The sequence below is a fragment of the Haladaptatus sp. ZSTT2 genome, assembly GCF_037081775.1.
Classification (GTDB): Archaea; Halobacteriota; Halobacteria; order Halobacteriales; family Halococcaceae; genus QDMS2.
Genome location: NZ_JBAMHQ010000001.1, coordinates 2588175 through 2600746, shown reverse-complemented (window position 1 = coordinate 2600746; position 12572 = coordinate 2588175). Strand labels below are relative to the sequence as shown.

Genomic DNA, 12572 nt, shown 5'->3' with positions numbered 1-12572 from the left:
CGCAACCAGTAATTGATGAAGCGAACCAACACGTTCGATGTGGTTCCACAATCCGACGAGGACGGGGAGTTACTTCGACGCGTGTTGGACGCTTCTGCCGCTCTCTGGAACGAGATCACCTACGAGCGCCGCGAGAACTATGCTGACCCAGACAGCGACGTGTGGGAAATCAGCGAGTATCGCGGTCGCTACGGCGGTGTTCTTGGCGCGTCCACAGTTCAGCAAATCGAACGCAAGAACCGCGAAGCGTGGCGGTCGTTCTTCGCGCTCCAAAAGAAGGGTGAAGCCAACGGCAAACCCGGCTTCTGGGGCAACGCAGACGATGGCCGAGAACTCCGCACGTACATCCGCAACACCTCATACTCCGTCGAGTGGGGAAAGCAATCTCGTCTCGAACTCCTTGTTGGTCAAGACCTGAAAGACGAGTACGGACGGGGATATTACGAACGTCTCCGACTCGAAGTTAGGGGTGAACCAAACTGGAAGGAGTACGACAAACAAGGTCGGTTGGAGTTGTTCTACGACGAGCAAGCACAGAAATTCAGGGCCTTTCAACCAGTCACCGTAGACACTTCTCGGCTGACACACCCACTGGCTTCGGAAGAAGCCGCGCTGGACATCGGTGCGAACAACCTCGTCGCCTGCACAACCACAACCGGCCAACAACTCTTGTACGAAGGACGCACCCTATTCAATCGATTCCGTGAGACGACGCGAGAAATCGCCCGACTCCAATCGCTGTTAGAGGACGGTCAGCACAGTAGTCACCGTATCCGACGCCTGTACGACCGGAGAACAAAACGACGTGACCACGCTCAAGACGCGCTCGCCCGTGACCTCATCGAACGCCTCTACGATGAGGGCGTTTCGACGGTGTACGTGGGCGACTTGACCGACGTGTTGGAAACACACTGGTCGGTGGAGGCGAACGCGAAAACGCACAATTTCTGGGCGTTCCGAGCGTTCGTGAACCGACTGGCGTGTACCGCTGAGGAATACGGTATGTCGGTCGAGGGTCGGTCTGAGGCGTGGACGAGTCAAGAGTGTCCGAATTGTGGTTCGACAGCGGATACGACGCGCCACCAAGACACGCTGACGTGTTCGTGTGGGTTCGAGGGGCACGCAGACCTCGTGGCAAGTGAATCATTCCTGAGACGTCATCAGAAATCAGAGATTTCTGATTGGCGAACGAGACACGACGTGTCTCGTCAACGGCAGACAACGGTAACACGGTCGATGGCACGGCCTGTATGCCTCAAGTGGGACGACCATAACTGGTCAGAGTCATCACGCTCAGTTCCCAACGTGGCACATACGAACCCGCAAGTTGCCTCCGTGGGTCGGTAATCGATACCCCCAGCGCGAGGAAACCTCGTCCTCAGAACGGTTACGCCGTTCACGGCGAGGCGGATGTCATACGTTGCGCTCGACGACGAAGCGCGTGAACGCAGCGAGTTTCTCTGCGGCCGCAGGCTCCAACTCGACGTTCGACAGTTCCTCGCGCGCGCCAGCAGAGAGGGAGAGTGCCTGCTTGCGGGCGTATTCGACGCTCCCAGTTTCGACGAAGATGTCGAGGACTTCTTCGATTTCGTCGTCCGTGTTTTCCTCGGCCCAGAGAATCTCCTCTAAGCGCGCGACGGTTTCAGGAGGCGCGGTCTCTGCGGCGTGAATGACCATCAGCGTCTTTTTGCCTTCGCGGATGTCGTTGCCGAACTCCTTGCCGAACGCGCCGCCGTCTTCGAGGGCGGTCTCGACGTCGAGGATGTCGTCGCCAATCTGGAAGGAGATGCTCATGAGTTCGGCGTAGCGTGCGACGTGGCGTTCGACCTCGGCCGATTGGCCGGTCACGATAGCCGCGAGGCGTGCGACGATTCGCCCGAGGCAGCCGGTTTTACACGCACACATTTCGAGGTATTCGGGTTCCCCAACGCGAATCTCTTTTTCGTTGTGCCAGAGGATGTCCATGCCCTGGCCGAGATGCGTCCGATTCAGTTCGTACATGAGCATCTCGTAGGCCGCAAGCCGTGCTTCGGCATCGAGGTTGCCGGGGTTGTGCGTCAAGATTTTCAGCGGTAGGAAGTACATCGCGTTGCCCGCGTTCAGGGCAACGTCTTCGCCGTAAACGTGGTGGAGCGCCGGGCCGCCACGGCGGAGGGTCGCCCCGTCTTCAACGTCGTCTACGATGATGGTGCCGTTGTGGAGGATTTCTGGAATCACCGCGTAAGCGAGATAGGATTCCGGGTCTTCGCCAAACGCCTGCGTGAGCAAGACAAAGATGACCGCCCGCCAGCGTTTGCCGCCGCGGTCTAGCAACTCCCAGAGCGGCGTCGAAAGCGCCTTGTGGAGGGCGACGGCGTCGTACTTGTACGTTGGTTCACCGAAAAACTCCGCAAGGTAGGAGTCGTCTACATCGCGGGGGAGGTGTCGGGCAATCTCCTCGTCGATAATCGGCCGCCACTCGTCGAGTACATCCCGCATACTGTGGTAGGTTAGAGTCGCGGAATAAAGTTCTATCCACAATCCGGACACCGGACAGTATTTTGCCCTGTGCAGTGAGGTTCGAATATGACCGACTGGATTGGCCAAACCTTCACCAGTACCGTTGGGTGGGACCATCTGGAGACGCTCGTAGACATCGGTGACCGACAAGCCGGAAACGCAGGCGAGCGCGACGCCGCAGAAGCCACGCGCGACGCCTTGGAAGCGGTCGGCGCGCGCAACGTCCACTTAGACGAGTTCCCGATTCAAGGCTGGACGCGCGGGACGAGCGCAATCCACGCAGGCGACGACGAAGAGCGGTGTATCGCCCTGCCGCGCAGTCCAAGCGGCGAGGAAACCGCAGAACTCGTTGACCTCGGCTACGGCCTCCCTGAGGACTTCGAGGACGCGGACGTCGAGGGGAACGTCGTCATGGTCTCGACCAACGTCCCAAACTGGTACGAGCGCTTCCCCCACCGCCGCGAAAAGTACTACCACGCCGTCGAAGGCGGCGCAGTGGCCTTCATCTTCCGCAACCACGTCGAAGGCGGTCTCGCACCCACGGGCAGCGTCGGAATGGACGACGCCCCAATTGGTGAGATTCCCGCCGTCGGCGTCTCGAAAGAGGTCGGTGCGCGACTCTCTCGCCGGTACGAGGGCGACGACGTGACCGTCTCCGTCGAAGCCAACATCCACGACGCGACGAGCCAGAACATCCACGCAGACCTCGGGCCGGACACCGAGCAAGCCGTCCTCATCACGAGTCACGTGGACGCCCACGACATCTGCGAGGGCGCGATGGATAACGGCGCGGGCACGGCGATGGCCGTCGAACTCGCGCGCGCACTCAAAACCCGTGAGGACGAACTCGACACGCGCGTCCACTTCCTCATCTTCGGCGCAGAAGAAGTCGGTCTCGTCGGCGCGAGTCACGCCGCCAAAACGATGGACCACGACGCCATCAAAGCCATCCTGAACAACGACGGCGTCGTCCAGGGGCGCGACCTCAAGTTCTACACCCACGGCTTCGACGAACTCAAAGCCGCCGTCAACACGATTTCAAAGCAGTTCGACCACCCGATGACGGCGACCCCGCGCCTCGGCCCGCACTCAGACCACTGGGAGTTCGTTCAGTGGGGCGTCCCCGGCTACCACGTCACCGCAGAGACCGGCGAATCGGGCCGCGGCTGGGGTCACACCCGCGCGGACACCCTCGACAAACTCGAAGTGCGCAACTTCCGTGAGAGTGCGATTCTCCTCACGGAACTCGCCGTCCACCTCGCCAGTGACGAATTCGAGGTGGCCCACAAGCAACCAGAGGAGATAGCAAACGCACTCGAAGCCGAAAATCTCGATACAGCGCTCAAACTCACGGGCGACTGGCCGTACTGAGACCGCTCGCCTGTTGTCGAATCCCGCAGTCTTTTGGCAGCCCGGTACGTGATTCAGGCTAATGACTGGTCGCAGGCTCACCTGCCGGGAGGTGTCGATGTGAAAATTGGCGTGTTCGCCCCCTCACCGGCCACCGCCATCATCGACGCCATCACCGACGCAGGCGGCGAGGCTGTCACGGCTCCCGCTGAGACCGACGGCGTCGACGCGCTCGTCACGGTGGGCGAGGAGGCGCTTTTGGCACTCGTTTCCGACGGCGTTTCTGTGCCAGTTCTCCCAATCGACGCAGCGGCTGGCATCCCGTCAGTGACAGCGGACGATGCACTCGACGCCGTGACCGCGCTCGTTGTTGGCGACTTCGACACCGAAACCGTCCCCCTCCTTTCTGCGACCGTGGATGAACGAACCGTCCGCGCACTGCGCGACGTGATGCTCGTCACGACCGAACCGGCGCGCATCTCGGAGTACGCCATCTCGTCTGCGGGCGAGCGTGTCGCAGAGTTCCGCGCCGATGGCGTCGTCGTCGCAACCCCCGCGGGCAGTCACGGCTACGCGCGCGCGGCGGGCGGGTCGGTCGTCGCACCGGGTGAGTTGGCAAGTATCGTCCCTATCTCGCCGTTCGCCATCGACCGGAGCCACTGGGTGCTCCCGATGGCCGACCTCTCGATTGCGGTGGTGCGCGACGAGGCGGAAGTCGAGTTATTGGCCGATACACGCCGTGAGCTTATCGTTCCAGCTGGCTCGTCCGTCGATATTTCGGTTACAGAGACGGTTTCGATTGCGGTGGTTGCCGAAACTACCCCCGTCCTCCCGGGGTCGGGCGTCCGGTAGATTGGAAAAGTTCTAATGGGTTACGGACTGAGAAACGCCTATGCAAACGCTTGCGATGTTCGGCCCGCTTGACACCATCGTCGGCCCCTACATCGAGTTCATCGTTCTCGGACTCCTGGTGGCCAACATGGTGACGCGAATCGTCGCCCACCGGTCTCATGTGAACCAGAACAACGACGGGGGCGCAGACGCGATGAGCCGCTCGATGCTCCACAACGTGACGACGGCGCTGCTCGTCCTCGCAACCCTCTACTACCTCACCTGGGACTCCTATGCGGGGCTCGTCTCCGGCATCCTCATCCTCGGGATGGTCATCACCGACTTCTTCGAATTCGAGGCCCGCCTCGTCGAAGCCCGGCGCGACGTGCCACTCGACACACCGAAAGGCGCAATCGCCGCCTCCGTGCTGGCGCTGCTCTACGTTGCCTTCCAGACGCTGTTCTTCATCGTCGAACCGGTCTGGACCGCCATCGTCGGGTAGTCACGCTCCGTTTCTTCTCTGCACTACCACGCCCGAGCGCCCGCAGTCGGGCGCTCACAGATATCGCCTGACTGTCGCGCGGTACTCGTGATATTCCGCGCCGAACGTCCGCGCCAGTGTCGCTTCCTCACGTCGCACTACGAGGTGCGTCCAGCCTGCGACAGCCGGGAGGAACACGAACGGCCACACACTATTCCAGAGTAGTCCACTGCCAACGTACAGTCCCGTCCACGCTACGTACATCGGATTGCGGCTGTGGCTATAGGGAAACGCGGTACGAAGCGACTTGGGATTCTCGATGGTCTCAGTACCGGCTGCACGAACGGCAGCCACAATACCGGACACGCTGAGGGCGATAAGCACCCAGCCAAACCGACGAACGCGATGGGGTTGCCGAACGAGCTGAATGGGACGGAACGCGTGGAGAACGACACTGAGAACGAGTGCGGTCACGTGCGGCTCTGGAATCGGGACGTTTTGCCACCGTATGGATGGCTGTACGTGCGTCCACCGCCGCCTCTGCTGTGACGATGCCATACGGCTACTACGGGCCGATATCGAAAATCGATTGCGTGGAAAAGCGCCGGGCTCTGTGGGAGGAGAAAACGAAGAAAGACCGCAGTCGATTACTCGGATTTCGCGCGCTCTGCACGGGCCGCGCGCAGCTGGTTCACGGCGGGGATGATGACCCAGAACGTGAGCGCGCCGAGGATGGCGAACCAGAACAGTGCGTCGCGGAGGTAAACCGCCATCGTCCCGTACAGGTCGAGCCCTTCGGGTGTTGCGCCGATAAGTTGCTCACCCTCGAAGCTGGGCGTGTTGTACCACCCTGCGAGAACCATCCAGAGCAGGCCAGCACCCGTGAAGATACCAAGCCCTTTTGCGAATTCGTCAGCCATTATCCTGAGGTTCGTCGGCGTCGTCTTTAGACTTTCCCATTCCCTGAGCGCGAAAGCGCGTCGAGAAGGCGTACACGATGGCACCGAGTGCAATCAGGCCAATGCCAACCAAGGCAATGGGGAGGTTCACCTCATCCGCAGCAAGCGACGACTGTTGGGTGGCGGCGTCGATGACGAGAAAGCCGCCAACGACGGCGACCACGGCGAACAGCGTCGAGAACACGGTGATGGTTTTGTACAGACGAATCGGGACTTCGACGTCACGAGCGCCACGCTCAGACGGGGTTGCGTCCGGCGAGCGCTCATCGGTTGGTGCCATTGACGAAAAGTGGTGGAAATCCGGTTACTGCGGTGGCCGCAGGCGGTAGTACCGGCGGTTGAGTTCGAACATGTAGCCTTCGCGCATCGCCTTCAACACCGCGTAGCTGATGAAGCCACAGACGAACGGCACGAGGAACGTCAGGTCGAACAGCAGGTCTGCGTTCATCGGGACGAGGTTCTTGACTGCGAGTGCGCTGATGGTGAGGGCGAACACGACGCCAAACACACCAACGGACGCCCAGAACGGTTCCTCGACCGGTCTGCGCGCGCTCCCTTTGTTCAGGAAGGGGACGACCGCAATCGCGCCCACGACGATGAGGTTCGCAATCACGCCGTACGTCGCGTCCGCCATCAGTTTCTGTCCGCCGATGATGGCGAGGTCGGGGTTGAGCGGCCCCATCTTCAGCAGGCCGAACGACCAGTACAGATACCAGTCAGGCAGGATGATCGCCGGAGTCGTACTCGGATTTGCTGGCGGGCCGATGTGCGGTGGCAGCGTCGCAGACAGGAACAGCAACATTCCGGTGAAGAATGCGACGAGCGAGAGGTTCCGAATCATCTCGTGGGGCCACGCAGGGAATCCGAGTACGTCGCGTTCGACGTAGCTAGAGGACATGCGGAGGTCCTGGTCTTCGCGCCGTGAGCGCTCGAAGTACTCGTAGGTCAGCCGGGAGAGCCCTTCGGTGCGCTGTTTGCGCTCCAGCCACGTGGGCGTCTCATCGTCCGGCGGGACGATGCCAGTGCCGTCGGTTCTGACTTCTGTGTCGTTGTTTTCGCTCATGATTCTCTAGTGTGGTTCTGCGATGCCCTGCATCCAGACGATGCCGATGTGGAGTGCGATGACCGCCGTCACCACGAACGGCAACAGGAAGACGTGCAGGATGTACATTCGTTGGAGCGTTGCTTGTCCAAGCGTGAACCCGCCGAACAGGAGCTGGGCAGCCCACTCTCCGACGATTGGGATAGACAACGCCATTTCGACGCCGATCTGCCCGGCCCAGAACGCAAGCTGGTCCCACGGCAGCAGGTACCCCGTGTACCCGAACACCAGCGTGAGGCTGATGAGGATGATGCCGATGATCCAGTTGAGTTCCCGCGGCTCCTTGTACGCGCCCGTGAAGTACACACGAAGCATGTGCAAGAATACGGCGGCCACCATGATCTGTGCCGACCACCGGTGGATCGACCGGAGCATGAACCCGAAGTTCAGGTCCTGCATAATGAACACGATGGAGTTGTACGCCGTAGATGGGTCGCCCGTCGTCGCCGGCGCGTAGTAAAACCCAAGAAGTGCGCCACTGATTGCGGCGGCCACGTACGCCAACGTCGAGAAACTGCCGAGGGCGTAGAGTGGATACCAGTACCAGAACTTGTTGTCCAAGTTGTACTGTTCGGTGTGGCTCTTTGGCATCTGCAGGTTGACTTTGTAGTAGAGATTCTCAAGGAGTTCGAGGTAGTCCACGAGGCGGAGCCGCTGGTCGAGCCAGATGAGCACCGTCAGGTACGTCTGTTCGACCGCCGTCAAATTCTTCTCTTTCATCCACGCGCCGTGGTCCATCTCGTCTTTCCGTTCGAGGCTCATTATTCACCCTCCGGGCGTGGCAGTGCCACGAACGATTTCTTGATCGTGCTGAATGGATCGTACACCGACTGGTGGCATGGGCAGTACACGTCGTTCTCCGCGTTGAACTTATCACTGCCAGAGATTGATTTGAATCCGGGCACACAGCAGAAGTGTGTACACTTGTTGAGCCAGCCAATGCAGCCGTCTACGGTGCTCGCTCGAATCCACTCTGCGAACTCGTCTTCGCCGCTCTCTGCACGTTCGAGGATTTTCGAGCTGCGGACGACCTGCACCGGAATCTGTTCCTGTGGCGTCACGTCGACCGAGCGCCACGTCCCCATCGCGGGCTTCCCGAGGCCGCTTTGACCGATACCGTTACCCCAGCTTTCGTAGTCAGCGAAATCGTCAATGTGGAGTTTGTCGCCGGCTGAGTACGTGTCCGCCTGCCAGCTGTACGGTGGGTCACCGGAAGACCGGAAGAAGTTGTCTTGGTCTGCGTCGGGCTGGATGCCCGGCAGCGTCTGTGCACCGCAGTACTGGAACCACTCAGTGGAGTACGTCTCGCCGCCGAGTTCCATCTCTGCGACCGTAATCTCTTGTCCCTGAACCGTTTGCGTCTCCGGTTCTGGCCAGACACCCTTGATAAACCCTTCCGAGTCGAGTTCGAGAGGGATCTGTGGCATGCCGCGTGGCGCGGGCCCTCCGGTGTTTTCGATGCCAAGATACTGTGTGATACCACCACCGGCACCACTCGGCGAGGTGGCCGAATTGAGTGCCGCGACCCCGCCAGTGCCGACACTGGCGAGCGTCGCACTCCCGACGACGCCCTTTACGAAGCGCCGGCGGCCTGATTCAGTTGGATATTTGTCGTCGTCTAATGGCATAATTATCTCTTATAGTAGGGATAGACTGCGCGTTTGATGCTCTCCCACGGTCCCTCGCTGGACGCACCGGAGCCATACATATCCTCTTCTTTGATGTAGAGGTCTTCCCATTTTCGCCGACGCTTTTTGACGATCATGACGTCTGGGAGGAACTCCTTGCGGTAGAGCATGAGGATGAACGCGAGGTCGATGAAAATGACCGACAACACGCCACCGAGGAACATGCTCCCAAGCCCGGTCTGGTCGCCGTTCGACCAACCCGTGAGCAGCCCAAACACGAACAGGCCAACGAACGCGATCTCGATGACCGTGAGCAGGACAATCGCGATTGCCGCGGCCGTACTCTCGCGGGCTGGTTCGTAGCGGTGAATGTCACCGTAACTGCTGTCTGAAGAACTCATTAGTTGTTCCCTCCTTTTGCGTGGGGTGACTCGCCGTATTTGAGCAGGAAGAACGTGTAGATGAGCGAAACGACGAGCATGAGAATCGTCGCGATGCCCACGAAGTGCGCCTGAATCGGCACACCCATCTCCTCTGCGTCAATCTCGACTTCCGCGCTCTGTGGCGGCGCACCGGACTCGTTGATGATGATTTCACCGGTCATCCCCGAGGAGGCGTGGGGCTGGCAGTGGTATTCGTACGTGCCAGTCGTATCGAACGTGTGTTCGTAGGTGAACCCCGTGTTTTCGAGTGGTTGATGGCCTTCCCAGCCCGCGCCGTCTGGCTGGCTGTCGACCACGATGTTGTGGTTATCAGATTCCCAGTTGAACGTCACGGTCGTCCCGGGCGATGCGTAGAGCGGTTCTTCGGTACCGGGGGTGAAGATGAGGTCACCGCCGGGCCCGACGGCCACGGTTTTCGAGCCGCCACCGCCGCCACCGCCGCCACTGCCATCCGTGCTGTTGTTACCCGCCCCTGGCGTCGTCGTGCCCTCGCCAGAGGAACTATTGTTGGAGGCTGTAGGCTCCTCCTGGGCCACAGCGGGGGCAGCGCCGACGACGGCGGTACCGCCTGCAACACCGCTGGCGGTCAGTAGAAAGTCCCGTCGCTTCATGTACAGTTGGGAAGTCAGTACCCGGTTTGTATAAACCCACCGAATACGGGCGTGGGCGCGTGTACTGTCGGCTGTCACGAAGAACCGGCTGGCAGGCAAAATTCTCGCCTCAAGTCACCACTCGGGCGCTATTCCTGAGGGAACGATGTACCAGTCTCATCGCGCTCGGTTGGGGTGTCTAGCTGGCGGGCTCTGCGGGCCGCATCGAGGCGGTCGCGCCATTCTTCGGGGAGTGCCGCCGGGTAGGAGCCCGATTCGAGGTCGAGCGCCCGCAGTCGGTCGCGGTACTCCTCTGCGCGAAACCGGTCTGAAAGCCGAGCGTTTGCGACGATGACCGAGAGAAACAGACCGAAGGCGAGAAAGCCAAGCCCGACGATAATCGTGAGCAAAATCGCTCTGCCGACAGGGAACAGCGTCACCTCACCGAGCGGAGTACCACAGACGAATCCGCCCCCGCTCGCTGCAGGCGTACAGAGCGTCGGCAAGAGTGGGTCGTAGATGAACGGCCCAAACAGGAGGATGAGTCCAGCGAACACGTTGAGCGAGCCAACGGTGAGCAAGACGGTGTTGCCGAGTTTGCCCGTCCCTTCGCGCACGTCGTCGGGGCGCGGCAGCACTCTCCCCGCGGGAGCGTCGTGTGGCTCGTAGTCGTCCATCGAACAAAGGGCGACCGTGGGCTTTACGTCGCGGAGAATCGTCCCGCTGCCTTCGACGCTCCCGTCCGCGTAGATGACGGCGTACCCCTCGTCTGAGTAGGCAAGCAGGCATTCCTCGCCGTTTTCTTCGACTCGTTCGACGCGTGCGAACACTTCGCGGGTGGCGACCTGCCAGCGCAGGTCTGCCTCGACGCGGGCTAACAGCTCGTCGCCCGTAATCCACGAGTCGGGGTCGAACGCGACGTCCCACTCTTCGGGCGTCATCTTCGCCATGTCCGCCGGGCCGAAGTTGTCGAAGTCGTACTTCTCTTCGACGCGCTTTCTGAGTTCCTCTACGGAGGGTGACCCCTCGCCCGACGAGCCGTCTGCTTGCTCGTCGAGTTCGTCTGGGCCCGTGGAACGAGCATCTCCCATTTCCGGGAACGTTAGCGTTCGACCGGTAAACGCTTTCCGAACCCCCTCGCTGACGCTGTTTTCGCCATGTTTTAGCGCCTCGCGTCGCAACTCCAGATAATGCTCGGCCTGCCGGACGCCACGACTGCGGCCGTGGCTGCCCTCCTCGTGACGCTCAGTTTTCCGTTCTACCTCTACGGCGCGTGGATAATGATAGACGCAGACGAGGTGACGTGGGGCGTGCTCACCTACCACCTCAAATTCATCTTCGTCGGCCTCACCCTCAACACCGTCCCCGTCGTGTTCTGGATGGTTCCCCGGCTCACCGACCAGCTAAACGGCTTCGCCGCGTTCCACGCCTTCCTCGGATTGCAGGCCTACGCCATGCTCGTGTTCGCGTTTACGGGCATCGTCCGCATCTTCCAAGCGAAGTGGAAACACAACCTCTACCACGACTACGACGAGGACGTGTTGCTCTCCGAAATCGGCTCTGAGAAGATGGACTTCTGGCGCCGCCGCCTCCGTATCGGCGTGTTCGGCTACGTGCTGTTCTGGATTTTCGCGTGGATCGTCGGGATGGCGCGCTTTCTCACGAAATACCAGTTTTTCTGAGGAAATCGGGTCACGTCCCGAACTTCCGCTCCCACGACACGTCGGCGAGGGTCAATCCGAGATAACCACCGACAACAATAATCACGAACTGTTCTGCGGCCTCAACAAGCGTTTCGACGCCAAAAATCTCGAACGCGGTGACGTCTACGACCAACGCCAGAACCCCAACCACACAGATGAAACCAAGCCGCTGTGGGTTCACGAACCGTGAGGCCAACACCCGATCTGTCACTGGCATAGTGAATTGATTTTCAGTTGTCACAAATCGAGAAAACAGTTTGGGTGCCTACCAGGCTTCGTTTTTCGCCAAGTCCACGTCGTGGTCGAGTTTCGACGACGGACAGATGTCTTCTAAGACGCAGTCGTCGCAATCGGGGTTGATGGCGGTACACGTCGCCCGACCGTGACTAATCAGGAGGTGGGTGAGGTTCTGCCAGTCCTCACGCGGGATGAGTGGCATGAGGGCTTGTTCGATGTTTTTTGGGCTTTTCTCCTCAGTCAACCCAAGCCGCCGAGAGATGCGCTGGACGTGCGTGTCCACCACGATTCCCTCGACGATGTCGTGGCCGTGTTGGAGGACGACGTTCGCCGTCTTGCGGCCGACACCCGCGAGGTCGGTCAACTCCGACATCGTATCTGGCACTTCACCGTCGTGTTTCTCGATGATATCCGCACACGCACTCCGGATGTACTTCGCCTTGTTGTTGTAGTAGGTAATCGAGGAGATGTCCTCGGCCAGTTCCTCTTGCTCCGTGTTCGCGTAGTCTTCGGCCGAATCGTACTTTGCGAACAGCTCCTTCGTGACCTTGTTCACGCGCTTGTCGGTACACTGCGCAGAGAGCATCACGGCAATCAAAAGTTCGAGACGGTTCGCGTAACGAAGTGAAATCGTCGTGTCGGGAAACTCCTCGTAGAGGCGGTCTAAGACCTCTTCGGCTTGTTCCGCGCGCGACGAAAGCGGCGTTCCCATACCGGAAAAAACGCCGTCGCCCAATTGAGTGGTTCGG

17 protein-coding genes are annotated in these 12572 nt (G+C 60.3%); 5 read left to right on the top strand and 12 right to left on the bottom strand.

Translation table 11 applies throughout. The features are described 5' to 3' along the window. Positions 1-15: 15 nt before the first annotated feature. Complete coding sequence (locus V5N13_RS14220) at positions 16-1347, top strand: RNA-guided endonuclease InsQ/TnpB family protein (RefSeq protein ID WP_336361289.1); 1332 nt, start codon at positions 16-18, stop codon at positions 1345-1347. A 66-nt stretch (positions 1348-1413) separates the two neighbouring features. Here the strand turns inward: V5N13_RS14220 and V5N13_RS14215 are convergent, their stop codons facing one another. After that, positions 1414-2478: a polyprenyl synthetase family protein gene (locus V5N13_RS14215; protein WP_336361288.1), complete on the bottom strand. Its 1065-nt coding sequence runs from the start codon at positions 2476-2478 to the stop codon at positions 1414-1416. 87 nt (positions 2479-2565) lie between these two features. Between V5N13_RS14215 and V5N13_RS14210 the strand changes: the two genes are divergently transcribed. The 3 genes from V5N13_RS14210 to V5N13_RS14200 all read left to right on the top strand — a co-directional run bounded on the left by V5N13_RS14210 (position 2566) and on the right by V5N13_RS14200 (position 5182). Beyond that, positions 2566-3870, top strand: a complete 1305-nt coding sequence (locus V5N13_RS14210; protein ID WP_336361287.1) for a M28 family peptidase — start codon at positions 2566-2568, stop codon at positions 3868-3870. 99 nt (positions 3871-3969) lie between these two features. Beyond that, on the top strand, positions 3970-4701 hold the full coding sequence (locus V5N13_RS14205; protein ID WP_336361286.1) for an ATP-NAD kinase: 732 nt from the start codon (positions 3970-3972) through the stop codon (positions 4699-4701). Positions 4702-4741: 40 nt separating this feature from the next. Continuing rightward, a complete protein-coding gene (locus V5N13_RS14200) occupies positions 4742-5182 on the top strand; it encodes a DUF7313 family protein (RefSeq protein WP_336361285.1) in 441 nt (146 codons plus the stop codon). A gap of 54 nt (positions 5183-5236) precedes the next feature. Here V5N13_RS14200 and V5N13_RS17185 read toward each other — a convergent pair whose 3' ends face one another. The 9 genes from V5N13_RS17185 to V5N13_RS14160 all read right to left on the bottom strand — a co-directional run bounded on the left by V5N13_RS17185 (position 5237) and on the right by V5N13_RS14160 (position 10974). Further along, positions 5237-5719 (bottom strand): methyltransferase family protein, encoded by a 483-nt coding sequence (locus tag V5N13_RS17185; RefSeq protein WP_442905081.1) that lies wholly within the window; start codon positions 5717-5719, stop codon positions 5237-5239. Positions 5720-5808: 89 nt separating this feature from the next. Next, on the bottom strand, positions 5809-6081 hold the full coding sequence (locus tag V5N13_RS14195) for a DUF7314 family protein (protein ID WP_332898582.1): 273 nt from the start codon (positions 6079-6081) through the stop codon (positions 5809-5811). Continuing rightward, complete coding sequence (locus tag V5N13_RS14190; protein ID WP_332898581.1) at positions 6074-6400, bottom strand: DUF7315 family membrane protein; 327 nt, start codon at positions 6398-6400, stop codon at positions 6074-6076. The genes V5N13_RS14195 and V5N13_RS14190 overlap by 8 nt, the downstream gene beginning before the upstream one ends. Before the next feature lie 24 nt (positions 6401-6424). Continuing rightward, positions 6425-7183, bottom strand: a complete 759-nt coding sequence (locus V5N13_RS14185) for a cytochrome bc complex cytochrome b subunit (RefSeq protein ID WP_332898580.1) — start codon at positions 7181-7183, stop codon at positions 6425-6427. Between the two features lie 6 nt (positions 7184-7189). Then, positions 7190-7984, bottom strand: a complete 795-nt coding sequence (locus V5N13_RS14180; RefSeq protein WP_332898579.1) for a cytochrome b — start codon at positions 7982-7984, stop codon at positions 7190-7192. Next, on the bottom strand, positions 7984-8850 hold the full coding sequence (locus V5N13_RS14175; RefSeq protein WP_332898578.1) for a ubiquinol-cytochrome c reductase iron-sulfur subunit: 867 nt from the start codon (positions 8848-8850) through the stop codon (positions 7984-7986). Before V5N13_RS14175 ends, V5N13_RS14180 begins: the two co-directional genes overlap by 1 nt. Positions 8851-8852: 2 nt before the next feature. Continuing rightward, complete coding sequence (locus tag V5N13_RS14170) at positions 8853-9251, bottom strand: DUF7318 family protein (protein WP_332898577.1); 399 nt, start codon at positions 9249-9251, stop codon at positions 8853-8855. Further along, positions 9251-9904 carry a plastocyanin/azurin family copper-binding protein gene (locus tag V5N13_RS14165; RefSeq protein ID WP_336361284.1) on the bottom strand — a complete coding sequence of 218 codons (654 nt, stop codon included), beginning with the start codon at positions 9902-9904 and terminating at the stop codon, positions 9251-9253. Before V5N13_RS14165 ends, V5N13_RS14170 begins: the two co-directional genes overlap by 1 nt. Positions 9905-10032: 128 nt before the next feature. Then, positions 10033-10974 (bottom strand): DUF7319 domain-containing protein, encoded by a 942-nt coding sequence (locus V5N13_RS14160; RefSeq protein WP_336361283.1) that lies wholly within the window; start codon positions 10972-10974, stop codon positions 10033-10035. A gap of 99 nt (positions 10975-11073) precedes the next feature. On the opposite strand from V5N13_RS14160, the gene V5N13_RS14155 reads away from it, so the two are divergent. After that, positions 11074-11565 (top strand): DUF7321 family protein, encoded by a 492-nt coding sequence (locus V5N13_RS14155; RefSeq protein WP_332898574.1) that lies wholly within the window; start codon positions 11074-11076, stop codon positions 11563-11565. A gap of 10 nt (positions 11566-11575) precedes the next feature. On the opposite strand, the gene V5N13_RS14150 is transcribed toward V5N13_RS14155, so the two are convergent. Both V5N13_RS14150 and nth read right to left on the bottom strand, forming a co-directional pair. After that, on the bottom strand, positions 11576-11803 hold the full coding sequence (locus V5N13_RS14150) for a hypothetical protein (protein WP_336361282.1): 228 nt from the start codon (positions 11801-11803) through the stop codon (positions 11576-11578). 48 nt (positions 11804-11851) lie between these two features. After that, positions 11852-12535, bottom strand: a complete 684-nt coding sequence (gene nth / locus V5N13_RS14145) for an endonuclease III (protein WP_336361281.1) — start codon at positions 12533-12535, stop codon at positions 11852-11854. Between the last annotated feature and the right edge of the window lie 37 nt (positions 12536-12572).

Coding starts and splice junctions, on each gene's coding strand:
- V5N13_RS14220 (WP_336361289.1), top strand. CDS start 16: ATGAAGCGAACCAACACGTTCGATGTGGTTCCACAATCCGACGAGGAC.
- V5N13_RS14215 (WP_336361288.1), bottom strand. CDS start 2,478: ATGCGGGATGTACTCGACGAGTGGCGGCCGATTATCGACGAGGAGATT.
- V5N13_RS14210 (WP_336361287.1), top strand. CDS start 2,566: ATGACCGACTGGATTGGCCAAACCTTCACCAGTACCGTTGGGTGGGAC.
- V5N13_RS14200 (WP_336361285.1), top strand. CDS start 4,742: ATGCAAACGCTTGCGATGTTCGGCCCGCTTGACACCATCGTCGGCCCC.
- V5N13_RS17185 (WP_442905081.1), bottom strand. CDS start 5,719: ATGGCATCGTCACAGCAGAGGCGGCGGTGGACGCACGTACAGCCATCC.
- V5N13_RS14195 (WP_332898582.1), bottom strand. CDS start 6,081: ATGGCTGACGAATTCGCAAAAGGGCTTGGTATCTTCACGGGTGCTGGC.
- V5N13_RS14190 (WP_332898581.1), bottom strand. CDS start 6,400: ATGGCACCAACCGATGAGCGCTCGCCGGACGCAACCCCGTCTGAGCGT.
- V5N13_RS14185 (WP_332898580.1), bottom strand. CDS start 7,183: ATGAGCGAAAACAACGACACAGAAGTCAGAACCGACGGCACTGGCATC.
- V5N13_RS14180 (WP_332898579.1), bottom strand. CDS start 7,984: ATGAGCCTCGAACGGAAAGACGAGATGGACCACGGCGCGTGGATGAAA.
- V5N13_RS14175 (WP_332898578.1), bottom strand. CDS start 8,850: ATGCCATTAGACGACGACAAATATCCAACTGAATCAGGCCGCCGGCGC.
- V5N13_RS14170 (WP_332898577.1), bottom strand. CDS start 9,251: ATGAGTTCTTCAGACAGCAGTTACGGTGACATTCACCGCTACGAACCA.
- V5N13_RS14165 (WP_336361284.1), bottom strand. CDS start 9,904: ATGAAGCGACGGGACTTTCTACTGACCGCCAGCGGTGTTGCAGGCGGT.
- V5N13_RS14160 (WP_336361283.1), bottom strand. CDS start 10,974: ATGGGAGATGCTCGTTCCACGGGCCCAGACGAACTCGACGAGCAAGCA.
- V5N13_RS14155 (WP_332898574.1), top strand. CDS start 11,074: ATGCTCGGCCTGCCGGACGCCACGACTGCGGCCGTGGCTGCCCTCCTC.
- V5N13_RS14150 (WP_336361282.1), bottom strand. CDS start 11,803: ATGCCAGTGACAGATCGGGTGTTGGCCTCACGGTTCGTGAACCCACAG.
- nth (WP_336361281.1), bottom strand. CDS start 12,535: ATGGGAACGCCGCTTTCGTCGCGCGCGGAACAAGCCGAAGAGGTCTTA.